16 protein-coding genes are annotated in these 23379 nt (G+C 66.4%); 8 read left to right on the forward strand and 8 right to left on the reverse strand.

Features of this window, described 5'->3' with window-relative positions; genetic code table 11:
- The first annotated feature begins 1 nt into the window (after position 1).
- From ACK543_RS00480 to ACK543_RS00495, 4 genes are all read left to right on the forward strand, one after another.
- Positions 2 to 3202, forward strand: a complete 3201-nt coding sequence (locus ACK543_RS00480; RefSeq protein ID WP_409940915.1) for an efflux RND transporter permease subunit — start codon at positions 2 to 4, stop codon at positions 3200 to 3202.
- A 33-nt stretch (positions 3203 to 3235) separates the two neighbouring features.
- Complete coding sequence (locus ACK543_RS00485) at positions 3236 to 3949, forward strand: protein-L-isoaspartate O-methyltransferase family protein (RefSeq protein ID WP_409940916.1); 714 nt, start codon at positions 3236 to 3238, stop codon at positions 3947 to 3949.
- A gap of 20 nt (positions 3950 to 3969) precedes the next feature.
- Complete coding sequence (locus ACK543_RS00490; RefSeq protein WP_409940917.1) at positions 3970 to 4314, forward strand: rhodanese-like domain-containing protein; 345 nt, start codon at positions 3970 to 3972, stop codon at positions 4312 to 4314.
- Positions 4315 to 4403: 89 nt separating this feature from the next.
- On the forward strand, positions 4404 to 5738 hold the full coding sequence (locus ACK543_RS00495; RefSeq protein ID WP_409940918.1) for a TolC family outer membrane protein: 1335 nt from the start codon (positions 4404 to 4406) through the stop codon (positions 5736 to 5738).
- Between the two features lie 132 nt (positions 5739 to 5870).
- Here the strand turns inward: ACK543_RS00495 and ACK543_RS00500 are convergent, their stop codons facing one another.
- The 3 genes from ACK543_RS00500 to ACK543_RS00510 are packed head-to-tail and all read right to left on the reverse strand — an operon-like array spanning position 5871 to position 9446.
- Positions 5871 to 7262, reverse strand: a complete 1392-nt coding sequence (locus ACK543_RS00500) for a 3-deoxy-D-manno-octulosonic acid transferase (RefSeq protein WP_409940919.1) — start codon at positions 7260 to 7262, stop codon at positions 5871 to 5873.
- Positions 7259 to 8086: a carbon-nitrogen hydrolase family protein gene (locus tag ACK543_RS00505; RefSeq protein WP_409940920.1), complete on the reverse strand. Its 828-nt coding sequence runs from the start codon at positions 8084 to 8086 to the stop codon at positions 7259 to 7261. The genes ACK543_RS00500 and ACK543_RS00505 overlap by 4 nt, the downstream gene beginning before the upstream one ends.
- Positions 8058 to 9446: a phosphomannomutase/phosphoglucomutase gene (locus ACK543_RS00510; protein ID WP_409940921.1), complete on the reverse strand. Its 1389-nt coding sequence runs from the start codon at positions 9444 to 9446 to the stop codon at positions 8058 to 8060. The genes ACK543_RS00505 and ACK543_RS00510 overlap by 29 nt, the downstream gene beginning before the upstream one ends.
- A 374-nt stretch (positions 9447 to 9820) precedes the next feature.
- Between ACK543_RS00510 and ACK543_RS00515 the strand changes: the two genes are divergently transcribed.
- Both ACK543_RS00515 and ACK543_RS00520 read left to right on the forward strand, forming a co-directional pair.
- The gene (locus ACK543_RS00515) at positions 9821 to 10393 is read left to right on the forward strand and encodes a methylated-DNA--[protein]-cysteine S-methyltransferase (protein ID WP_409940922.1); all 573 of its coding nucleotides are present in this window, start codon (positions 9821 to 9823) and stop codon (positions 10391 to 10393) included.
- A gap of 298 nt (positions 10394 to 10691) precedes the next feature.
- The gene (locus tag ACK543_RS00520; RefSeq protein ID WP_409940923.1) at positions 10692 to 14594 is read left to right on the forward strand and encodes an EAL domain-containing protein; all 3903 of its coding nucleotides are present in this window, start codon (positions 10692 to 10694) and stop codon (positions 14592 to 14594) included.
- A 326-nt stretch (positions 14595 to 14920) separates the two neighbouring features.
- On the opposite strand, the gene ACK543_RS00525 is transcribed toward ACK543_RS00520, so the two are convergent.
- On the reverse strand, positions 14921 to 15268 hold the full coding sequence (locus tag ACK543_RS00525; RefSeq protein WP_409940924.1) for an HPF/RaiA family ribosome-associated protein: 348 nt from the start codon (positions 15266 to 15268) through the stop codon (positions 14921 to 14923).
- Positions 15269 to 15489: 221 nt separating this feature from the next.
- Between ACK543_RS00525 and ACK543_RS00530 the strand changes: the two genes are divergently transcribed.
- Entirely contained in the window at positions 15490 to 15888 is a 399-nt protein-coding gene (locus tag ACK543_RS00530) for a hypothetical protein (protein ID WP_409940925.1), read from the forward strand.
- 51 nt (positions 15889 to 15939) lie between these two features.
- Here ACK543_RS00530 and ACK543_RS00535 read toward each other — a convergent pair whose 3' ends face one another.
- Positions 15940 to 17925 (reverse strand): propionate--CoA ligase, encoded by a 1986-nt coding sequence (locus ACK543_RS00535; protein ID WP_409940926.1) that lies wholly within the window; start codon positions 17923 to 17925, stop codon positions 15940 to 15942.
- Positions 17926 to 18227: 302 nt separating this feature from the next.
- Between ACK543_RS00535 and chrA the strand changes: the two genes are divergently transcribed.
- On the forward strand, positions 18228 to 19604 hold the full coding sequence (gene chrA / locus ACK543_RS00540; protein ID WP_409940927.1) for a chromate efflux transporter: 1377 nt from the start codon (positions 18228 to 18230) through the stop codon (positions 19602 to 19604).
- A gap of 248 nt (positions 19605 to 19852) precedes the next feature.
- On the opposite strand, the gene ACK543_RS00545 is transcribed toward chrA, so the two are convergent.
- The 3 genes from ACK543_RS00545 to ACK543_RS00555 form a co-directional block, all read right to left on the reverse strand.
- Positions 19853 to 20455, reverse strand: coding sequence for an isochorismatase family protein (locus tag ACK543_RS00545; protein WP_409940928.1), 603 nt, complete (start codon positions 20453 to 20455; stop codon positions 19853 to 19855).
- A 101-nt stretch (positions 20456 to 20556) separates the two neighbouring features.
- On the reverse strand, positions 20557 to 21486 hold the full coding sequence (locus ACK543_RS00550) for a ribose-phosphate diphosphokinase (protein WP_409940929.1): 930 nt from the start codon (positions 21484 to 21486) through the stop codon (positions 20557 to 20559).
- Positions 21487 to 21510: 24 nt separating this feature from the next.
- Positions 21511 to 23040: a thymidine phosphorylase family protein gene (locus ACK543_RS00555; protein WP_409940933.1), complete on the reverse strand. Its 1530-nt coding sequence runs from the start codon at positions 23038 to 23040 to the stop codon at positions 21511 to 21513.
- Between the last annotated feature and the right edge of the window lie 339 nt (positions 23041 to 23379).

Below are 23379 nucleotides of genomic sequence, written 5' to 3' on the forward strand. Positions count from 1 at the left end.
CATGTGGTTCACCCAGGTCAGCCTCAAGAACCCCGTGTTCGCCACGATGGTGATGCTCGCCATCGTGGTGCTGGGCCTGTTCTCGTACCAGCGCCTCAAAGTCGACCAGTTCCCCAACATCGACTTCCCGGTGGTTGTGGTCACGGTGGACTACCCTGGCGCTTCGCCCGAGATCGTCGAGAGCGAAGTCACCAAGAAGATCGAGGAAGGCGTTAATTCGATCGCCGGGATCAATGCGCTGACCTCGCGCAGCTACGAAGGCACGGCGGTGGTCATCATCGAGTTTCAGCTGCACATCGACGGGCGCAAGGCGGCCGAGGATGTGCGCGAGAAGGTGGCCACCGTGCGCCCGCTTTTGCGCGCTGAGGTCAAGGAGCCACGGGTGCTGCGCTTCGACCCGGCCAGCCGTGCCGTGTGGTCGCTGGCGGTGCTGCCCGATGAACAACCCGCAGGCACGGCACGCAGCGCCGTCGAGCTGACCACCTGGGCCGAGCAGGTTCTGAAAAAGCGGCTCGAAAACGTGCGCGGTGTGGGCGCCGTGAACCTGGTGGGCGCGACCCGGCGCGAGATCAACATCTACCTGAATCCGCAGGCGCTGGAAGCCTATGGCGTGACGCCCGACCAGGTGGTTGCCGCCGTGCGCAGCGAAAACCAGGACCTGCCCGTGGGTGCCATCCGATCGCGGGCGCAAGAGCGCGTGGTCCAGATCGATGCCCGCATGGAGCGGCCCGAGGATTTTGGTCGCATCATCGTGACCCGCAAAGCCGGTGCGCCGGTGCGCCTGGAGCAACTGGCCCGCGTCAACGACGGTGCCCAGGAAACCGAGAGCCTGGCCCTGTACAACGGCCAACGCACGCTGCTGCTGTCGGTGCAGAAATCGCAGGGCGAAAACACCATCGAGGTGGTCGATGGCCTGAACGCCGCCGTCAAAGAGCTGCGCGGGCAGTTGCCGCCCGGTGTGCGGCTGGAGACCATTTCCGACAGTTCCCGCCCCATCCGCGTGGCGGTCAACAACGTGCGGCAAACCCTGATCGAAGGCGCCATCCTCACGGTGCTCATCGTGTTCCTGTTCCTGAACTCCTGGCGGTCCACGGTGATCACCGGGCTGACCTTGCCTATTTCGCTGGTCGGCACCTTTTTGTTCATGAACATGTTCGGTTTCACCATCAACATGATCACGCTGATGGCGCTGAGCCTGTGCGTGGGCCTGCTGATCGATGATGCCATCGTGGTGCGCGAGAACATCGTGCGCCATGTGCAGATGGGCAAGTCGGCCTACAACGCGGCCATGGAAGGCACGCAGGAGATCGGGCTGGCCGTGCTGGCGACCACGCTGTCCATCGTGGCGGTGTTCATGCCCATCGGCTTCATGGGCGGGATCATCGGCAAGTTCTTTCACGAGTTCGGCATCACCATCGTGGCCGCCGTGCTGATCTCGATGTTTGTGAGCTTCACGCTCGACCCCATGCTCTCCAGCGTCTGGCATGACCCGAGCATCCACGGCCACGGCCAGCGTGGCAACCCGGTGAGCTTCTACGACAGGACCATCGGCCGCGTGACCGGCTGGTTTGACCGCGCCACCGACCGCCTGGCCGAAAGCTACCAGTCCATCCTGCGCTGGTCGCTGGTGCACAAACTGGCCACGTTGCTCATTGCCGTGGGCATCTTTGTGCTGAGCATCTTCATGGTGCCGCTGCTGGGTACCGAGTTCGTGCCCAAGGCCGATTTTTCGGAAACGACGGTCAATTTCTACACGCCGGTCGGCTCCTCGCTGGAGGCCACCGAAGCCAAGGCGCGCCAGGTCGAAGGCATCCTGCGCGAACTGCCCGAGGTGCGCTACACCCTGGCCACCATCAACACTGGCTCGGCCCAGGGCAAGATGTACGCCAGCATCTATGTGCGACTGGTGGACCGCAAAAACCGCAGCCGCAGCGTGGACCAGATGTCGGAGGTGTTGCGCGAGCGACTGCAGCGGGTGCCCGGCATCACCGTGACGCATGTGGGCCTGCTGGATGCCGTGGGGGGCAACAAGCAGGTGGAGTTCTCGCTGCAGGGCCCCGATCTGCACGAGCTGGAGCGCCTGACGCGCATCGTCACCGAGAAGATCCGCACGATCCCGGGCCTGGTGGACCTGGACACCAGCCTCAAGCCGGACAAGCCCGTCATTGCGCTGGAGTTGCAGCGCGATGTGGCGTCTGACCTGGGCCTGTCGGTGGCACCCGTGGCGGCATCGCTGCGCACGCTGGTCGCTGGCACCACCGTGGGCAACTGGCGCGCGCCCGACGACCAGACCTACGACGTGAACGTGCGCCTGGCCCCCGAGGCCCGCACCACGCCGCAGGATTTGGAGCGCCTGCCGTTTGCCCTCACGGGTGCCGACGGCTCCACACGGGTGGTCAAGCTCAACCAGGTGGCCCGCGTGACGGAAACCACCGGCGCTAACCAGATCAACCGCCGCGACCTCACCCGCGAGGTGGCCGTGAACGCCAACGTGGCCCGGCGCTCTGCGGGCGAGGTGTCGGCCGATATCCGCAAGGCCCTCGATACCGTACCCTTTCCGCCCGGCTACCGCTACCAGTTTGGCGGCTCCACCAAGAACATGGCCGAGTCGTTTGGCTACGCCATCTCGGCGCTGGCCATGGCCATCATCTTCATCTACATGATCCTGGCCAGCCAGTTCAAGAGCTTCCTGCAGCCGCTGGCGCTGATGACATCGCTGCCGCTGACGCTGATCGGCGTGGTGCTGGCGCTGATGATGTTTCGCTCCACCCTGTCGATGTTCTCGATCATCGGCGTGGTGATGCTGATGGGCCTGGTCACCAAAAACGCCATCTTGCTGGTGGACTTTGCCATTCGCGCCCGCGACGAGCATGTGGACGACACGGGCCGTACCGTGCCCGGCCTGCCGCGCGCCGAGGCCCTGCTGCTGGCCGCCCGCGTGCGGCTGCGCCCAATCCTCATGACCACGCTGGCCATGATCTTCGGCATGGTGCCACTGGCGTTTGCGCTGTCGGAGGGGTCCGAGCAGCGCGCGCCCATGGGCCAGGCGGTCATCGGCGGCGTCATCACATCCTCGCTGCTCACCCTGGTCGTGGTGCCGGTGGTGTACTGCTACATGGACGATCTGGCCCGCTGGGCGCGGCAGCGCCTGAGCCCTGCGGCGCCTGCCCAAGAGACGCCTAAAATTGAAGGTTTGTCCTGATCGTCCCGACCCCCGTCCCCACGGAGAAATCCCATGAACATGCCTTTAAACACCTCTGCCAACATCAGCGACCCGATCGCCCAGGCCCGCTACAACATGATCGAGCAGCAAATCCGGCCCTGGAACGTGCTGGATGGCGATGTGCTGGACCTGCTGGCCGTGGTGCGCCGTGAGGACTTCGTGCCCGCCGCCTACCGCAGCATGGCGTTCATGGACATCGAGATCCCGCTGGTGGCAGGCGATGCCGAAGAAGCCGTGCGCCTGGGCCAGAGCATGCTGCAGCCGCGCATGGAAGCCCGCATGTTGCAGGATTTGAAAGTGCAGCCGACCGACCGCGTGCTCGAAATCGGTGCGGGTTCAGGCTACATGGCCGCCTTGCTGGCACACCGCGCACAGCGGGTGGTGTCGCTGGAAATCAACCCTGCCCTGGTGAGCATGGCGCGCGACAACCTGCGCAACGCAGGCATCCAGAACGTCGAGGTGCGCCAGGGCGACGGTGCCCGCGACACCATTGCAGACGGCCCCTTTGATGTGATCGTGCTCAGCGGCTCGGTGGCCGAAGTGCCTGCATCGTTGCTGGCCCTGTTGCGCGATGGTGGCCGCCTGGGCGCCATCGTGGGCAGTGAACCGGTCATGCGTTTCACCCTGACCCGCCGCACCGGCAACTGCGTGGAAACAACGTCGCCCTGGGACACCATCGCCCCCCGCCTCCTGCACTTCCCGGAGCCATCGGGCTTCACGTTCTGACCCCTGCCACGGAGCCCTGCATGATCGATCACGTCCGTCCCGCCCAGCTGTCTGACTGGTTTGCTGCGGCTGCGCCGCAAAGTGCCCGCGCCGTGGTGCTGGACGTGCGAGAGCCCTGGGAGCTGCAGACCGCCAGCGTCACCGCGCAAGGTTTTGACCTGGTGAGCATCCCCATGGGCGAGCTGCAATCACGCCTGACCGAACTGGATCCCGCCCGCCCTGTTGCCTGCCTGTGCCACCACGGCGCACGCAGCTTGCGCGTGGCGACGTTCCTGGCGCACAACGGGTTTGAACAGGTGGCCAACATCACCGGCGGCATCGATGCCTGGTCGCTCGAAAGCGATCCGGCGATTCCTCGTTACTGACCGCGGTGGCCAGCCCCCAGCCCGCGTGCCACAGGCGCCTGTCCTGCTCGCTCAACCCATCCGACCTGCAGCCCCTCCGAAGGACTTCCATGACATTGCCACGGCCCTTTTCGCTGACCGTTTTTTCCCTGGCGCTGGGCGCCGCGCTGAGCGCCCCGGTGCAGGCGCAGAGCCTGCTGGAGATGGTGGAATCAGCGCGCACCTACGATACCGCCTGGCAGTCGGCCCGCGCGCAGTTGGACGCAGCAGCCCGCAAGGCCGACCAGGCCCGCGCCGGTCTGCTGCCCAGCGCGGCGCTCACGGCGGGGCTCAGCCGCAGCAACGTCGAGCTCTCACGCCCCCAGGTTGAAAACACCGGCACCACACAGACCGCAGGGGTCAACGCCTCGCAGCCCCTGTACCGCCCGGCCAACGGCATCACGTACCAGCAGGGCCAACGCGGTGTGGACGTGGCGCAGGCCCAGCTGGAGGCCACCACGCAAGACCTGCTGGTCCGCGTGAGCCAGGCCTACTTTGACGTCCTGGCCGCGCAGGACACGCTGACCTTCGTGCTGGCGCAAAAGGCCGCCGTGTCGGAGCAGTTGGCAGCGGCCAAACGCAATTTTGAAGTGGGCACCACCACGGTGACCGATTCTCGCGAGGCGCAGGCCCGTTTCGACCTGGTGGTGGCACAAGAGATTGCTGCCGAGAACGACCTGCGCGTCAAGCGCCTGGCGCTGGACCAACTGGTGGGCGTGGCGGGTACCAAGCCCCGTCCCCTCGCCCTGCCGGTGCCGCTGCCCGCAGTGCAGCCCGACGATGTGACGGCCTGGGTGGACACGGCGCGCGATCAGCAGCCCGGCGTGCGCCAGGCCCAGATCGCGCTCGACATCGCCCGGCTGGAAACCCAAAAGGCCGAGACTGGCCACCGGCCCACCCTGGACCTGCAGGCCGGCTACAACGTCACGCGCAACATGCACGGCACCGTGCAGGCACCGGGTATTGGCAGCCGCACCAACAGCGCCAGCGTGGGCGTGGCCTTCAGCCTGCCGCTGTTTGCCGGGTTCGCGGTGCAAAACCGCATCCGCGAAACCCTGGCGCTGGAAGAAAAAGCTGCGGCCGACCTGGAAACCGCGCGCCGCAGCGTGGCGCAGTCCACCCGCGCCGCGTTCTTTGGGGTGCAGTCTGGCAAGGGCCAGGTGCAGGCGCTGGAAGCCGCAGAGGCCTCCAGCCAGAGCGCGCTGGACGCCAACCGCCTGGGCTACCAGGTGGGCGTGCGCATCAATATCGATGTTCTCAACGCGCAGAGCCAGCTCTTCCAAACCAAACGCGACCTGGCCCAGGCGCGCTATAACGTGCTGCTGGGCACGCTGCGCCTGCGCCAGGCTGCCGGCACGTTGAGCCAGCAGGACATCGAGGCGATCAACGCGCTGCTGGTCAAGTAGCACGTCCACAGGGATCTTGGCGCGGTCGGCGCGCACGAGATGGCGGGCTGTCATGCAACGCGAGGCCTCAGTGTGCCGAGCCGAACATTACACAGCGCCAGCGGCGCCATGACCCGCGACACGCCAGCCAGATCAACCGGCCGTGCGTGGGGCCTTGGCCGCGTCCGCAACACGGTCCAGCGTGTCCACGATGGCACGGGCCGTCGCCAGCGCAGCGCCCCGGTGGGCAGCGGCAAACGCGGTGGACCGTTCGCTGGCATCGGCCCGTGCGGTAGCGTCACTGGCCAGCGCCTGTGCCGCAGCCACGCCCGCGGGCATGTCGGCCACACGCTCTGCAGCACCGGCGCTGGCGGCCAGTTCGGCCGCCTCTGCAAAGTTGAAGGTGTGCGGCCCCATCACGACCGGGCAGCCGCAGGCGGCGGCTTCGATCAGGTTCTGCCCGCCCAGCGGTGCAAAGCTGCCCCCGAGCATCGCTACATGCGCCAGGCCGTAGTACTGCGCCATTTCACCCAACGAATCGCCCAGCCACACGTCGGCCTGCGTGGGCCCTTCAGCGCTCCAGCTGCTGCGGCGCGACACTGTGAGGCCTGCGCTGGCGATCAGCTGGTGAACTTCGTCAAACCGCTGCGGATGACGCGGAACGATGAGCCACTGCACCGCGCCAGCAGATGGCGGATCATTTGCTACGTTTTCAATAGCATCAGGGGCAACTGATAGCTGGGCTTGAGGCGACTTTTGCCCCAAAACATCCAGCCACAGGGCTTCCTCGCCCTCGCGGCTGCTGGCCAGCAGGACCACCGGGCGCCCTGCCCCGGCGCGCCAGGCGCGGCCCCGCGCCAGCTGGGCGGCGTCGGGCACCACGTCGAACTTCAGGTTGCCAAACACGCCGCCCACCGGTGTGCCCAGCGCGCGCAGTCGCCGGGCGTCGTCTTCGGTTTGCGCCCAGGCAGCCGCAAGCCCTCCAAAGGCAGGCCGTGCCAGCGGGGCCACGCGTTGCGCCTTGCGCAAGGATCGCTCGTTGAGGCGGGCATTGGCCAGCACCAGCGGAACGCCTGCCGCCCGGCAGCCCGCCACCATGTTGGGCCAGACCTCGGTTTCCATCAGCACCCCGATGGCGGGCCGGAACTTGCACAGGAACCGGCGCACCGCGCCGGGTGTGTCCCACGGCTGCCAGACCTGCACATCGCCCGGCTGCAGCAGCTTTTCGCCCTCAGCCCTGCCGGTGGCCGTGCCGTGCGTCAGCAACAGGCGCATGCCCGGCAACTGCCGGCGCAGCTCGGCCAGCAGGATGGCACCGGCGCGGGTTTCGCCCAGCGACACCGCATGCACCCACACAAAGTGCCCCATGGGCCCGGTGGTGCTGTGGCCCAGCAGGCCGTCCATGGGCGGCGCGTAGTGGCCAAAACGCTCAGGCACGTCGCGGGCGTAGCCCGGCTCGGCCAGCGCGCGGCGGCGAAGCTTGCGCCGCAAAAAGGGCTGCGCGCACCACATGGCCACTGAATAGACGGCGCGGGCCAGGTTCATGCGCCGTCGCCCCAGCGGATCACTTCACCCGTCCAGCAGCCTGCCGCGTCGCGCTGTGCCATCACCACACAGTCACCAGCGCCTTCGGCAGCCACCACACACGCGCCGCCGGGCTGCCACACCGCACTGCGCCCCGCGCTCACATAGCCACCCGAGGCGCCAGCGTGGTTAGCCAGCAGCACAGCAAAGCAGTGCGTGGCAGCATAGCCCTGCAATTGCGCCGATTCTTCGTCGATGCCGCGGGCGCTGATGAGAGCGCCGGTGGCGTAGAGGTGCGCACCGGCACTGTGCGCGGCCATGGCATGGGTCGGGCGGGTGGCGTCGGCACACACGGCCAGCGCCACAGGCTCGCCGGCAATCCTGTGAATGGACGCATCCGCGTCACCCGCGCTGGCAAAAGTGTCCTCGCCCGGGTGCAGATGGCGCTTACGGTACAACGTGGTGCTGCCATCCGGAGACAGCAACCATGCGCCGATGGCGGGCAGTGCGCCAGGCTGGCAGGGCAGCGCAGGCGCACCTACCACCACGCTCATGCCGGCATCGGCTGCGGCCTGGCCCAGCAACACCAGCGCCGGGTGGCCGGGCTCCAGCACGCTGCGCGCATGCAGCGCGGGCTCATACCCGGTCAGGGAAAGCTCCGGAAACACGAGCAGCTGAACGCCGCTGCTGGCCGCACGGTGAATGAACGCGAGGTGTGCATGGGCATTGCCCATGGCATCCCCCGCGATGGATGTCGACTGCGCCGCTGCAATGCGCAGGGGCGTGCTGTAGGCCAAGGTCAAGCGCGCCCCGCGCTCAGTGGCTGGCCGCGCCAACGTGCGCATCGGGCTTGACTCGATGCAGCAGCGCCAGCATGGCCGATTCGATGCGCGCCAGCGCCTCGGCCGTGTGGCCTTCAAAGCGCAGCACCAGTACGGGGGTGGTGTTGCTGGCACGGATCAGGCCAAAGCCGTCGGGCCAGTCCACGCGCAGGCCGTCGATGGTGCTGATCACGGCAGGGGCCGCAAAGGTATCGGCCGCCAGTGCCTGCAGCTCGGCCGTCAGGCGGTGCGGTTCGCCCTCCTCGCAGGCCACATTCAGCTCGGGGGTCGAATGGCTGGTGGGCAGCGCGTTGAGCACGCTGCCCGGGTCGGCGTGGCGGCTCAGGATTTCCAGCAGGCGGCAGCCCGCGTAGGTGCCATCGTCAAAGCCAAACCAGCGCTCTTTGAAGAAGATGTGGCCGCTCATTTCGCCGCCCAGTGGCGAGTTGGTCTGCTTCATGCGCGCCTTGATGAGCGAATGGCCGGTTTTGAACATCACTGGCACACCGCCCGCCGCCGCGATGGCGGGGGCCAGGCGCTGGGTGCACTTCACGTCGAAGATGATCTCGCCGCCGGGCACGCGGGTGAGCACGTCCTGCGCGAACAGCATCATCTGCCGGTCGGGGAAGATGTTGGAGCCATCGCGGGTGACGATGCCCAGGCGGTCGCCGTCGCCGTCAAAGGCCAGGCCAAGCTCGGCATCACCGGCCTGCAGGGCAGCGATCAGGTCGCGCAGGTTCTCGGGCTTGCTGGGGTCGGGGTGGTGGTGGGGGAAGTTGCCGTCCACCTCGGAAAACAGCTCGATCACCTCGCAGCCCAGCGCGCGGAAAATGCCGGGGGCCGATGCACCGGCAATGCCGTTGCCGCAATCCACCACGATCTTCATGGGCCGCGCCAGCTTCACATCGCCCACGATGCGGGCCGTGTAGTCGCCCAGCACATCCACGCTGCGCACCGAGCCGCCGGGCCGCAACTGCCAGCTCTCCTGCTCCATGGTGCGCCGCAGGGCCTGGATGTCCTCGCCGTAGATGGCACGCCCGGCCAGCACCATCTTGAAGCCGTTGTAGTCCTTCGGGTTGTGGCTGCCGGTGACCTGGATGCCAGACTGGCACAGCGTGCTGGCGGCAAAGTACAGCATCGGCGTCGTCACCATGCCCACGTCGATCACCTCGATGCCCGCCTCGACCAGGCCCCGGATGAGCCCCGCCGCCATCGACGGCCCCGACAAGCGCCCATCGCGCCCCACTGCCACCACGGTCTGGCCCTGGGCCTGGGCAGCGGTGCCAAAAGCCCGGCCCAGCCCGACGGCCACGGCTTCATGGAGGGTTGACGGCACCATGCCACGGATGTCGTAGGCTTTGAAAATCGCGGGAGCAAGCTGCACTGGGGAAGGCCTTTCAGCGGGAGATGCGGAGCAAGACAGTGCGCGAATTGTAGGTGGGCAGGTGGTGGCCGGGCGGTGGGCGCACGCCCCTTGCGGCCCGCCCGCAGATCACTCGGCCATGGCGCAGCGCCCGCAGACACGGGGTGCGGAACCCACTGGTGTTTGCCGCGAAGGCTTTTATCTACGATGATCGCCGGAACTTCGGCCATCGCACGCGCCAAAGTGGCGATTGCACCGCCGACGAGCGCCCAGGGCGCGGGGCCCGTGCCCCATTCCCAGCCTGCAGCGGCCGCATGCATGCATCAAATTTGATAGCAACAAAGCCATACCAATAAAGCGCAACTGGCGTTTTTTATTGAATTTTTTCATCCGCCATGCCCTACCCTGCATCCATGGTTCAGCTTGCTGTTGCCACCCGGCTGGGGCCGGTGCGTCTGGCGGCATCCCCCGTGGGCCTGGCCGGTCTTTGGTTTGAGGGTCAGCGCCACGAGCCCGTGCAGCGGCTTCACGGCCCGGCGGCCTGGCCCGAGGCGTCCGCGCATCCGGTGCTGTGGGCGGCGTCCAGGCAGCTTGCCGAATACCTCAGCGGCGAGCGCGCTGCGTTTGACTTGCCTCTGGATCTGTCCAGCGGCACCGTGTTTCAGCAGGAGGTTTGGCACGCATTGCTGACGGTGGGACGCGGCACGACCACCAGCTATGGCGCGCTGGGCCGCCAACTGGGCCGGTCGCAGGCCGTGCGCGCCGTGGGAGCGGCGGTGGGGCGCAACCCCTTGAGCATCGTGGTGCCCTGCCACCGCATCGTGGGCGCCAACGGCAGCCTCACGGGCTACGCCGCCGGGCTCGAGCGCAAAGCCGCGCTGCTGGCGCTGGAGGGCGCAGTGCCGCCGCTCGTTGCCCCCGTTGATTCGGCTCGTGGTGGCCGTCCGTTGGCACAGGCATGCGCCTGACGCCCCGACGCGCACGGCCACAGCACTTCACAGCACTTCACAGCACTTTGGAGTCAGCGGATCGGTGGATGGGTGTGCCCCGTGGGGCATGTCGGCCTGATAGCGGCGCAGTGGCGCGCGGGGGCGCGTTGTGGCCTGCTCGGCCCCACGGTGCGCGGCGCGCCGCTGTCAACAGGGCTTATCAGCACCGGCAGGCCTGTCGGTTGGGCGCGGGAGCATCGATAATTTTGAACTATGCGATTTTTTCGACTGCCCCTGACCGGACCTCTGCGCGGCCCTGCCCGCCCCCCGAGATGGCATGGCCAGGTCTGCGATGCGTGGTACCGGGGCCTGGTCAGGCGGCCACATGGAGCTTGCGGTGAGTAATGACGGCCTGATCGCGGGCACCGTCCTGATTCTCCTGCTGGTGCTGGAGTCATTACCCCCCTCGGAATCGTTGCATCCCTCGCGTCGCACCCGCTGGGTGCTGGGTTTCACGGGGGGCGTGGCCTCGGTGTTGACGTTCATGGCCCCGCACTGGAACGCGCCCGGGCTGGGGTTGCTGGCCTACCCCACGGTGGTGGCCTTTCTGGGGCTGTACTTCGGTGCCCTGCCTTCGGCCGTAGCGGGCGTCATCGCCCTGATGCCGGTGGCCTACCTGGCGCCAGACGCCACACCCGCCGCGGCTGCCGTGTTGGGCGGCACGGGCTTGCTCGCGCTGGCCTGGCGATGGCTGGCCGAGCGCTGGCGCACGCGCGCAGCCTCATGGCTGGTGCTGGCGGGGCTGGCCGTCAGCCTGCCGTTGGTGGTGGCCATGCTCATCGTGCTCATCCACAGCCTGTCGGGTGACCGCGCTGGGTGGGATGTGTCAATCCCCTGGCACCACGGCGCGGGCTTGCTCATCATGGGCGCAGGCCGTCTGCTGCTTGCCAGCAAGGCCCGGGCCGAGCTGGCGCGCAGCAGCGCGCAGCAGGCCCTGCTGCAGCGCGAAAAACATTTGCAGCTGGCCATGGACGCGGTGGGTGGCGGCCGTTGGGAATGGGATGTGGATGAGCAGCGCTTTGACTGCCACGGGCTGTTTTACCAAGCCTTTGGCATCACGGCGGCCGATGCCGATGCGCCCGACCTCTGGCAGCGATGGTACGCGCGCCGCCACCCCGCGGATATCCAGCGCAATGCCGAGACGCTTGCGCGCACGATGAATGGCCTGGAAGAGTCTTACGAGGCGCAGTTCCGAGCGCAGGATCTGGAGGGCCGATGGCGCTGGATCATGTCTCGCGGTACGGTGGCACGCCGGGATGCACGGGGCCGTCCGGTGCGTCTGGTGGGTATGGATGTGGATGTCACCGCGCATCGCGAGGTCGAGGACGCATTGCGCTCTTCGGAGGCCAAATACACCACCTTCTACCAAACCCTGCCAGACCCGGCCGGCATATCGCGCATTTCGGACGGGTGCTATGTGGACGTCAACCCTGCCCTGTGCGAACTGCTGGGCCTGCCCCGTGAGCAGATCGTGGGCCGCACCTCGACAGAGCTGCGTATCTGGGCGTCTGACGAGGAGCGCGCCCGGCTGCTGGAAGTGTTTCGCCGCGACGGCCAGGTGGACCGCCTGCCCATGATGGCCCAGAGCAAGGGTCAGCGCATCCCCGGGCTGATGTCGGCGCGCTCGGTGATGATCGGAGCAGAAAGTTGCTTCGTCTTCGTGTTTCACGACATGACCGAGGCGCACCGAAGTGCCGAGGAATTGCGCGCGCTCAACAGCCAGCTTCAACAGGCCGAGCGTTTGGCCCGGCTCGGGGTGTGGGAAGAAGAGCACGGAAAGGGGCTGGTGTATTGGTCTGACGTGTGTCTGGACATCCTTGGCTTGCCCCATGGCACCCCTCCCGCCCCCGACTACATCGACCGCTATGTGGCTCCGCCTTACAGGGAGCCGCTGCGCAAGGTACTCCGAAAAAGCATCCGGTCCGGCTCCGAGTGGACGATGGAGATGGAGGTCATCCATGCGGATGGTCGTCTGGTGTGGGTGCGGGCCCGGGGCGAGCCCGTGATCGAGGAAGGCCGCGCTCTGCGCATGCGCGGCGTGACCCAGGACATCGACGAGAGCAAGCGCGCCGAACAGCGTCTGCGGTTATCGGAAGAGCGTTTCTCGCGAATCTTCCAGCTCATGCCCTTTCCCATGGGGCTGACGAACCGCGACACGGGCCGGTATGTGGACGTTAACCCGGCATGGGTCGAGATGGCGGGCATTGCACGCGACGAGGCCATGGGGCGCACTGCGATTGAGCTGGGCCTGTGCACGCCACAGGAGCGTCAGCGCCTGCTGGACAACATCGACCACAATGGGTTGCCGGTCAGCACCGAGCTGCAAGTGAATGTACGAGGCGGCCCGCCACGCACCGTGCTGCAGTCAATGCGCGCCACCGAGTTGGACGGTGAGCCATGCTGGCTGTTTTCGGTTTATGACATCACCGACCGCAAGCGCCACGAAGAACGGGTGCGCGAGCGTGAAGAGTTGTTGTCCCTGACCATTTCGGCGGCATCGCTGGGGCTTTGGGACTGGGACCTGCATCTGGGAACCGTGACCGGCGATAGCCGCTGGCGTGCCATGTACAACCTGCCCGACGGGCCAGACGCGCCCGCTGCAGTGCACTGGAAAGATGCACTGGCCGTCGACGACACCGAGCGAATCGAAAACGAGCTTTTGCGGCACCGGGAGCACCCCTCCACGCCGTTTGATGCCACATGTCGCATCGACCAGGGTGACGGCCACGACATCCGCTGGGTCCGTAACCTCGGCAAGGTCGTCGGGTTCGCCGCTGATGGTGCCCCGCGCCGTATGCTGGGCGTGGCGATTGACGTGACGCCCCAGCATGAGCAGGAAGTGCTGTTGCAGCGGATGGCCCTGTATGACGCCCTGACCGGGCTGCCCAACCGGGTGCTGCTTGCGCGAAGGTTGCAAGAGAGCATGGCCCACACGCGCAAGACCGGCAGCCAGCTGGGTGTCGCCTACCTTGATCTGGACGGATTCAAGCCCGTGAATGACCGCCTGGGCCACAGCATGGGCGATCGGCTGCTTGTGGTGGTGGCGGAGCGCCTGACCAACTCGCTTCGCCCCCGGGACTGCGTGGCCCGCCTGGGCGGCGACGAGTTCGTCATCCTGATGCCCGACCTTCGCTCGGTGGACGACTGCGAAGCCATGCTCCGCCGCGTCATGGAGAGCATTTCGGCTTTTTACACACTGGACACCGAGCGGGTCATGGTCACTGCCAGCATCGGCTACACCATCTTTCCGACCGATGACGCTGACGCCGACGCGCTGCTGCGCCATGCCGACCAGGCCATGTACGCCGCCAAGCAGGCGGGGCGCAACCGCTACCACCAGTTTGATGCCGCGCAGGAGCGTGCTGTGCAGATTCGGCGCGAGCAAGTCCGCCAATTGCGCGATGCGTTGGCCGATGCCCAGTTCACGCTCTACCTGCAGCCCAAGGTCGAAATGCGAACCGGCACCGTGGTGGGCGCAGAAGCGCTGTCGCGGTGGATACACCCCGTGCGCGGCATGGTGCCGCCGGGCGAGTTCTTGCCGCTGCTGGAGGGCACCGAGCTGGAAATCAGCTTTGGCGAGTGGGTGCTTGAGACCGCGCTGGACACCCTGGAGCAGTTGCAATCGCAGGGCAAAGCGCTTGCGCTGAGCATCAACATCTCCGCGCAGCACCTGCAGCGACCGGGCTTTGCACAGTGGGTTGCCGACCGCCTGCACCGCAGGCCCAAGCTCTCTGCGAGCCTGCTGGAGATCGAGATCACCGAAAGCGCCGCCCTGTACGACCTGGCCTCGGTGGCCAACACGTTGACCGACCTGCGGGCCATCGGGGTCACCGTGTCGCTGGACGACTTTGGCACAGGCTACTCCTCACTGACCTACCTTCGGCGCTTGCCCCTGGACACGCTCAAGATCGACCGGAGCTTCGTACACGGCATGATGAGCGACCCGGGCGACCTGGCCATCGTGCAGGGTGTGCTCGGGCTGGCACGATCACTAGGCTATCGGGTGATTGCTGAGGGTGTTGAAACCACCGACCAGGGACAAATGCTGCTGCAGCTTGGCTGCCAGCACGCCCAGGGCTACTGTATTGCCCGCCCCATGCCCCTGCAGAACTTCGTGCAGTGGATCGACCGCTGGGAGCCACCAGCAAGCTGGCGGCGTCCACGGACCGATCAGGTATAAAAATCCACGGTTACGCCTGCCCAGCTTGACCCTGACGCTATTTTTTTTGATCCTAGGACCCTGTCGGGCTTGGAGCGTCGAAAGCGAAAATCGGCGAGAGCGAGGACAGTTTTTGCCGAATTTGCAGCCCCATAGCCGAGCTATGGGGCAAAAAGGCGGTTAAAAATGGACCGCTGCGGTCGATTTGCAGCCGACGATTTCCAAGTCCGACAGGCTCCTATTGAGTCGGCACCTTTGAACTTGAACCGGCCGTTCGGGCTGAGCCTGTCGAAGCCTTGCGCAGAGCTTCGAACCGCATCAACGCATTCAAGTTGGTTGATGCCGACTCAATAGTGGGCTTGTGGCACTGGGCTCGCAGCGCGCGGTGTCCTGGCAGGTGCAACGCGCTTGATCCGGCGAACCACTGACCGAATCGCGCGGGCAAGCGCAGCATCCAGTGCGGCGCGCCAGTCCCGGGCCACCGACGACACCACGACCAGGCCACGCGCTTGCGTTTTGACCTCCAGTTGACAGCGCTTGTCGCGGCCGCCGCGCGGGCCGTTCAGGTCCGACAGATGAACCTCGGCGCGGGGCACCTGCCAGCCCAAGCGGCGAAACACAAAGCGAACGCGGCGCTCGACCTCGTTGCGCATACCGTTGCCCTGGGGATCGCGGGTTCGAAAAATCACTTTCATGGCATGTCTCCTATTTTGAACAAAGCTCCAGCCTAGTGGGGTCGCCATCAAGATAACAGCAGGTTTTTCAGAAGCCCGACCTCGGCGACAGCTGCGGCTGGGGTCGGCCGCATAAACTTCTTCTTTATCGATGTGAAACTTCGTTTAAACGTTGTTTTTTCCGAAGCTTTAACACGCCAGGATTGCGGGGTCTGCCACCGCACTGCAAAAGGAACCCACACATGCTTTACATCGCCAACTGGACGCTTGTCACCCTGCTGCTCGGGCTGTGGTCGCTGGCCGCCTGGGCGTTTCATGGGGTGGTGGTCTGGGCCTTGACCACGGCACCGTCGCTCACTGGCCCGGCGGGGGATGTCTCATCCATCCCCGTGCCCGCGTGGCTGATGCAATTTTTGCCCATCGGGGCCATCCAGGGGCTGATCGTAGGCCTCACAGAAACCTGGACCTGGCTGAGCGCGTTTTTGCAGGCAGGGCCCTCGGTGGCCTCGGGCGTGACCGCCGTGACCTGGACCGTGTGGGGCCTGGGCGCTGCCGTGCTGATCGCGCTGGGCGCGGGGATCCACATTGCCGTGGCGCTGTGGGACCGCCGCAGCAGGGGAGCAGCCCGGCTGTCGGCCTGACGCTGCTGCGGGGTCGCTGACGTGCGCGGGCAGGCATTGGCCTGCCGCGCCTTAGCCCACCAGGTCCTTGACCTGCTGCAGCGCAGCCGGGTCTTCCATGGTGGTCAGATCGCCTGGATCGCGACGCTCGGCCACGGCCTGCAGCGCACGGCGCAGCAGCTTGCCGCTGCGCGTTTTGGGCAGCACCGTCACAAAGTACACCCGCGATGGCCGGGCCACTGCGCCCAGCTGGCTGTCCACCTGCTTCATCACCTCGCCTTCGAGCTTGAGGCGGGCGGCGTTGTCCGTGAGGCCCGAGGCGTCCCTGGCCACGGCAAACGCCATCGCCACCTGGCCCTTGAGGCTGTCGGCCACGCCGACCACCGCCACCTCGGCAATGTTGGGATGCGAGGCAATGCTCTCCTCGATTTCGCGGGTGCCCAGGCGGTGCCCGGCCACGTTGATCACGTCGTCGGTGCGGCCCAGGATGAAGTGGTAGCCGTCGGCATCGCGGATGCCCCAGTCGAAGGTGCTGTAAATCAATCGGCCCGGAATGCTCTTCCAGTAGGTGTTCACAAAGCGTGCGTCGTCGCGCCACACGGTCTGCATGCAGCCGGGGGGCAGTGGGCCTTCGATGGCGACCACGCCTTTTTGGTGGGCGCCGGTCAGTTCCTCGCCGGTGGTCTCGTCCAGCAGTTTCACGTCGTAGCCATACATGGCCTTGCCCGGGCTGCCAAAGCGCGTGGTCTGTTGCTCCACCCCATTGGCCAAGGTCAGGATGGGCCAGCCGGTTTCGGTCTGCCAGTAGTTGTCGATGATCGGCACCCGCAGCGCGCTGCTGATCCACTGGGCCGTGGGTTCGTCCAGCGGCTCGCCTGCCAGCCACAGGGCCTGGAGGCTGCTGACGTTGTATTTGCTCAGGTAGGCCGGGTCCTGCTTTTTGAGCACGCGCACCGCCGTGGGGGCCGAGAACATGTGCGTGACCTGGTACTTCTCCACGATGCTCCACCACACACCCGCATCCGGCCGGGTGGGCAGCCCCTCGTACATGATGGTGGCCATGCCCGCGATGAGCGGGCCGTAGATGATGTAGCTGTGCCCCACCACCCAGCCGATGTCGCTGGTGGCAAAAAAGACCCCCACACTCCGCCGCCCGCGCGGGTCGTTGCCCCCCGAGGGGGCCGCGTTTTCACCTTGGGGCGGCCCGGCGGTGAAAACCTCATCGCCCGCCTTCGCGTTGAAGATGTGCTTCATGCTGGCGGCCAGCGCCACTGCGTAGCCCCCGGTGTCGCGCTGCACACCTTTGGGCTTGCCGGTCGTGCCGCTGGTGTACAGGGTGTAGCTGGGGTGCGTGGATTCCAGCCATTCGCAGGGCACCACGGCATTGATGTGCTGCTCGCGCAGCGCCGCCCAGTCATGGTCGCGGCCGGGCTGCAGGTGCATGGGGGCCAGCCCGCGGTTGACCATCAGCACGGCCCGGGGCTTGTGCCTGGACAGCGCAATCGCTTCGTCCAGCAGCGGCTTGTAGGGCACGACCTTGCCGCCGCGCGAACCGGCGTCGGCACTGACCACGGCCACGGGCTCGGCGTCTTCAATGCGCGAGGCCAGCGAGCCTGCCGCAAAGCCGCCAAACACCACCGAATGCAGCGCACCAATGCGCACGCAGGCCAGCATGGCAAACGCGGCCTCGGCAATCATGGGCATGTAGATGAGAACGCGGTCGCCCTTTTTCACGCCCAGCGCCTGCAAGGTGGCTGCCATGCGTTGCACCTCGGTGTGCAGCTCGGCAAAGCTGTAGGTGCGCTCGGAGTCGGTCTCGGTCGAAATGGCGATCAGCGCCGTCTGCCCCGCCCGGCTGGCCAGGTGGCGGTCTACCGCGTTGTGGCACAGGTTGGTGGTGCCGCCCACAAACCACCGCGCAAACGGCGGGTTGGTGTAGTCACAGATCTGCTGTGGAGCCTGTTTCCAGTCAATCAACCCGGCCTGTTCACGCCAGAAGGCATCGCGCTCGTCAATCGAACGGCGATAAAAGTCGGCGTAGCTTCTGGGCGCGCTCATGGTGTGTCTCCTCGGCATCTCCCCTGCCCCGTGGCAGGTTTTGAATTCATAATTATTCATAACAGACTTGCTGAAAACTGACTTTTTTCGTCATCGGCAGTCAACCATTTCCCTGTCTGGCGGGCCTCCAGCCTGGAACACCGCACGCCAGTAACTCGGCCCGCATCGAGGCAAGTTCGGACGAAGGGACAATGTCATCCCCTCGACACATCGCACGCGCCTGCTCGGTCATAGACTTCAGCCGTGCGGCCGCAACTTTGGCATCCCCCAAAGCACTGGCAGCACGCTGCGCCGCCCACAACATGACCACCGACACCGCCCAGTCCGCCGACCCCACGCCCACCAAGCCTCCGACTGCCGTGCCGTTGGGTGAAGCCTTTGTGTTTTGGCTCAAGCTCGGCTTCATCAGTTTTGGCGGGCCGGCTGGGCAGATTGCGCTCATGCATGCCGAACTGGTGGAGCGACGCCGCTGGATCAGCGAAAACCGCTTTTTGCACGCCCTGAACTACTGCATGCTGCTGCCCGGCCCCGAGGCGCAGCAGCTGGCCACCTACATTGGCTGGCTCATGCATCGCACCTGGGGCGGCATCGTGGCGGGGGCCTTGTTTGTGCTGCCGTCGCTGTTCATCATGATCGGGCTGTCATGGATCTACCTGCGCTTTGGCAATGTGCCCGTCGTTGCAGGCATCTTCTATGGCATCAAGCCAGCCGTCACGGGCCTGGTGCTGCACGCGGCCCATCGCATCGGCACGCGGGCGCTTAAAAACCGCTGGATGTGGGCGATCGCAGCGGCTTCTTTCATTGCGATTTTTGCGTTGGACACGCCGTTTCCTGCCATCGTCATGGCGGCCGGGCTCATCGGCGTTGTGGGCGCGCGGCGCTGGCCTGCCGTGTTTTCGCTGGGGGGTGGGCACGCGCAGGCCGCCAGAGGCTTTGGCCCCGCCCTCATCGATGACCACACGCCAACCCCCGCCCATGCCCGGCTTTCGGGCCGCCACTTGGCCAAGGTTGTGGCCGTGGGCCTGGGCCTGTGGGGCGTGATCATGGCAACCCTGGTGTTCACCCAGGGCTTGCAAGGCACCCTCACCCAGATGGGCTGGTTTTTTTCCAAGGCCGCCTTGGTGACCTTTGGCGGAGCCTACGCGGTTCTGCCCTATGTCTATCAGGGTGCGGTGGAGCACTACCAGTGGCTGAGCGGCCCGCAGATGATGGATGGACTGGCCTTGGGCGAGACAACGCCCGGCCCGCTCATCATGGTGGTGGCCTTCGTCGGCTTTGTGGGCGGCTGGCTGCAGCAGGTATCGGGCGCTGCAGCGCCCTTTGCCGGGGCGGCAGCAGCGGCCGTGGTGGTGACCCTGGTCACGTTTTTGCCGTCGTTTGTGTTCATCCTCGCCGGCGGCCCGCTGGTGGAAAGCACGCACGGCAAGCTGGGCTTTACCGCACCGCTGTCGGCTATCACGGCGGCGGTGGTGGGCGTCATCCTGAACCTTGCGCTGTTCTTTGCCTACCACCTGCTGTGGCCCGAGGGCTTGCAGGGCCGGTTCGACGGGCTTTCGGCCGCCATCGCTTTGGCAGCCATGCTGGCCCTGTTCCGTTACAAAGTGTCGGCACTCCCGCTGATCGGCGCTTGCGCGTGCCTGGGGCTGGCAATCACCTGGATCAAGCCCTGGCTCAACTGAGCCGCGTGCAGATTCAGGGCAACGCCGCAACGGCCGCGTGTGGCCCTTCAGCGCCATCAGATGCTATCAACATAATAGCAAACAACGCCCTTGCAGCGGGCGTAACCGGCTTATTTATTGAGTCGGCATCAACCAACTTGAATGCGTTGATGCGGTTCGAAGCTCTGCGCAAGGCTTCGACAGGCTCAGCCCGAACGGCTGGTTCAAGTTCAAAGGTGCCGACTCAATATAAACATTTCGGTGGCGTGCTACTTGATCAGCCCCAGCACATCCTTGAAGGCCGGGTGCTCGCAACTGCCCAGCCATTCAAAGGCCACCATCTCGGTGGTCACCAGTTCGGCACCCGCACCGGCCAGCCGGTCAAAGGCGGCGTCGCGGTTGCGCTCGGTGCGCGAGCTGCAGGCGTCGGTCACGACCCACACTTCAAACTCATCCTCGATCAGGTCCAGCGCCGTTTGCAGCAGGCACACATGGGCTTCGCAGCCCGCAATGACGATGGTGCCGCGCCCGGGCGGCTGGGCGGCTGGCTTTTGCAGGTGCTTGGGCAGGCTGCGCGCATTGCCACCCTGCGGCTTGGCCGGTGGGCGCAGCCATTCGCCCAGGCCTTCTTCGGCGGCGCTGAAGTGCATCTTGGCCAGCGTTTTGTGGCACAGGGCGCGCAGCGCGGGGTCGTTAGCGCCCAGGCGTGAAGGGTTTTGCTCGGTGCCCCACACGGGCACGTCGAGCCTGCGCGCGATCTCGGCCAGGCGGCGGGCGTTGGCCAGCACGGCGGGGCCTTCAAACATGGCGGGTATCAGGCGCTCCTGGTAGTCCACCAGGACAAGTTGGGAATCGGTCACGTCGAGCAGCATGGTGTAAGCGTCGTTGGGTCGCGTCAGGGGCGACGGGTGGGGTGTGGCAGCGGCGTGGGCCTGCCTGGCCGACCGGCGATTGTCGCAGCCCGGGGGGCTGGTCAGCCGATGGCTTGCAGCACGCCCCGAATCGCTTGGCCCAACGCTGGCGCCATGGGCACGGCGTTGCTGGCGTGGGGGATGCAGTCGGTGCTCCAGACCTCGCCCACCCCAGCGTCGTGCAGCGCCTGCAGCGCATCGCCCGCGAACAGGGCATGCGTCACAGCCACGTCCACCGACGCCGCGCCGGCGTCGCGCAGCAAACGTGCTGCCAGCGCCAGCGTGCGGCCGGTGCTGGCCATGTCGTCCAGCAGCACCACAGCGCGGCCGCGTGCATTCAGTGCAGGCAGCTCGATCGCCACGTCACGGTCGCCGCGCCGCAGCTTGGTGCACACGGCATGGTCAAAACCGTGGCGCGCGGCGGCCTGGGCAATCCACTGGGCCGATTCGCCGTCGGGCCCGACCAGCAAGGCCCCTGGGCGGCGCTGGGCAATCAGGTCTGCCAGCGGCCCGGCCCCGCTCAGTGCCACCGCCTGCCGCACCGGCACCGCCTGCGCCAGACGCGAGACGCGGTGCAGATGTGGATCGACCGTGATCACCGCATCGAACAGGCTCGCCAAAAAGTCACCCACCACCCGCTGACTGACCACCTGGCCGGGTTCAAACGCCATGTCCTGCCGCATGTAGCCCAGATAGGGGGCCACCAGCGTGAGGTGGCGCACCCCCAGGCCGCGTGCCGTGCGGGCGGCCAGCAGCAGCTCCACCAGCTTTTCATTGGGCTGGTGCAGGCTGCGCAGCAGCACGCCTCCCGGCGGCAGTGCGCCCGCAGCATCCACAGGCAGCCGCAGGCGCAGTTCGCCATCCGGAAACCGGTGGCGCTCAATCGCCCGCAAGGGCAGACCAGCGGCCTGGGCCAGGCGCGTGGCCTGCGCCTGCTCGTCTGCAAAATGCAGCAGGCAGGCATCGGGCATGGGGGTTGCGGCGGGGCTCATGGGCGGGCGGCGGCAACGCGGGGGTCAGAATTCAACAAACACACTGGGCACATCGGCCGCCGTACCCAGCCGATAGCCGGTGTCGCGCAGGCAGGCCTGGCGGGCAAACTCCAGGTCGGCCGGGTAGCTGGCATGCACGCGGTAAAGCACTTGCCCCTTGTCCACCGAGTTGCCCAGCTTGCACAGCACATCCACACCCGCGCCCTGTACCTTGGGCGCACCCGCCAGCCGCGCTACGCGGGCGATCTGGTAGTTGTCGATACCGGCCACCACGCCTGCGGCGGGTACCACCACGTCCAGCGTGAGCGCACCCAGCGCCGGATGGTTGTGGTCAAACCCCTTACTGCCCTGGGCCTCGATGATGGCGTTCATGCGGGCAAGCGCCCGGCCTGAATCGAGAATGTCGCGCGCAATCGCATACCCATCGCCGCCGCGCACATCCGGGTCGCACTCAATCAGCCGCCCCGCCAGCCGCAGCGCCTTTTGGCGCAGATCGTCGGGCGCGCGCGGATCGTTTTGCAGCACGCGCATCACGTCGCGCGCCTCCAGCACCGGGCCCACACCATTGCCCACAGGCTGACGGCCATCGGTGATCACCACATCCAGCGACAGGCCCATGCGCCGCGCCACATATTCAAACATGCGGCGCAGGCGCTGGGCATCGGGCATCGACCGCACCTTGGCCGTGGGCCCGATGGGAATGTCGAGCACCAGGTGGGTCGCGCCAGCCGCCACCTTCTTGGACAGGATGGACGCCACCATCTGCCCCGCCGAATCAATGGCCAGCGGGCGCTCCACCGAGATCAGCACATCATCGGCGGGCGACAGATTGGCTGTGCCCCCCCAGGCCAGGCAAGCCCGATGGTCGCGCACAATGCCGCCCAGCTTGTCAAACGGCAGCTCCACCTGCGCCAGCACCTCCATGGTGTCGGCCGTGCCTGCGGGCGAGGTAATGGCGCGCGACGAGGTCTTGGGGCACAGCATGCCGTGCGCCGCCACGATGGGCACCACCAGCATGGTCGTGCGGTTGCCGGGTATGCCACCAATGCAATGCTTGTCCACCACCAACGGCTCGTGCCAGTCAAGCCTGCGGCCCGTGGCCACCATCGCGTCGGTCAAAAAGAACACCTCCTCGCGGTCCAGCTCGTTGCGGTGGCAGGCCACCACAAAGGCCGTGAGCTCGATCTTGGAATAGCGGTGGTCGGCAATATCGCGCACGATGGCGCCAAAATCCTCGCGCGTCAGGCGCTCGCTGGCCAGCTTGCGAAACAGCGCCCCCATCGACTCCGGCGGTTCCGCCTGCGCCACCGACACGGTGTGGCCGCTCTCCACTCCCAGCTGGGCAAAAGCGTCTTCTGACAGGCCGAGCTCGTCGCAACCCACAATGGCCAGGTCATCCACCACATTCAGCGTGGCCAGGATGCGATGGCCATTGGCCTGCACCTCGATCTTGGACAAGGCCTGAAACCCTTCGGCCCGGTACACCGCGCAGTCACGGTGCAGGTACGCCACGTTTTCGCGCCAGGTATCAATGGCCACGCGCCGCACGGCCAGGGCCGAATGTGGCAGCGGGCTGGCAGGCGCGGGTTCAGCAGCGGGCACAGACGGCCCGGCGGCGGGTGACACCGCCGCAGTGATGGTGAGGTCAGCAGGCATGGACAGAGACTACATCCAAACAGGGCCACCATACATAACCCTGAATCCGTGACCCCAATCCCCCGGGTTCCGTAATCGCACAGAAACCGGGCAGAACCCCCGATATTCACCCCCAGTCCGGCCATTTCAACGCAACAAACCCGACCGGCACCCCAGATATACGCTCATCATGCCCTGCCAAGCCCCCCGCTTTCCCCGCCCGGCGGGCGGCCCAACGCGGTTTGGGCGTGTCTGTGC

This window comes from Acidovorax sp. (assembly GCF_046341535.1).
Classification (GTDB): domain Bacteria; phylum Pseudomonadota; class Gammaproteobacteria; order Burkholderiales; family Burkholderiaceae_C; genus Acidovorax.

Coding starts and splice junctions, on each gene's coding strand:
- ACK543_RS00495 (WP_409940918.1), top strand. CDS start 4,404: ATGACATTGCCACGGCCCTTTTCGCTGACCGTTTTTTCCCTGGCGCTG.
- ACK543_RS00535 (WP_409940926.1), bottom strand. CDS start 17,925: ATGAGCGCGCCCAGAAGCTACGCCGACTTTTATCGCCGTTCGATTGAC.
- ACK543_RS00500 (WP_409940919.1), bottom strand. CDS start 7,262: ATGAACCTGGCCCGCGCCGTCTATTCAGTGGCCATGTGGTGCGCGCAG.
- ACK543_RS00515 (WP_409940922.1), top strand. CDS start 9,821: ATGCCCTACCCTGCATCCATGGTTCAGCTTGCTGTTGCCACCCGGCTG.
- ACK543_RS00550 (WP_409940929.1), bottom strand. CDS start 21,486: ATGAGCCCCGCCGCAACCCCCATGCCCGATGCCTGCCTGCTGCATTTT.
- ACK543_RS00530 (WP_409940925.1), top strand. CDS start 15,490: ATGCTTTACATCGCCAACTGGACGCTTGTCACCCTGCTGCTCGGGCTG.
- chrA (WP_409940927.1), top strand. CDS start 18,228: ATGACCACCGACACCGCCCAGTCCGCCGACCCCACGCCCACCAAGCCT.
- ACK543_RS00480 (WP_409940915.1), top strand. CDS start 2: ATGTGGTTCACCCAGGTCAGCCTCAAGAACCCCGTGTTCGCCACGATG.
- ACK543_RS00545 (WP_409940928.1), bottom strand. CDS start 20,455: ATGCTGCTCGACGTGACCGATTCCCAACTTGTCCTGGTGGACTACCAG.
- ACK543_RS00505 (WP_409940920.1), bottom strand. CDS start 8,086: ATGCGCACGTTGGCGCGGCCAGCCACTGAGCGCGGGGCGCGCTTGACC.
- ACK543_RS00520 (WP_409940923.1), top strand. CDS start 10,692: ATGGCCAGGTCTGCGATGCGTGGTACCGGGGCCTGGTCAGGCGGCCAC.
- ACK543_RS00490 (WP_409940917.1), top strand. CDS start 3,970: ATGATCGATCACGTCCGTCCCGCCCAGCTGTCTGACTGGTTTGCTGCG.
- ACK543_RS00525 (WP_409940924.1), bottom strand. CDS start 15,268: ATGAAAGTGATTTTTCGAACCCGCGATCCCCAGGGCAACGGTATGCGC.
- ACK543_RS00485 (WP_409940916.1), top strand. CDS start 3,236: ATGAACATGCCTTTAAACACCTCTGCCAACATCAGCGACCCGATCGCC.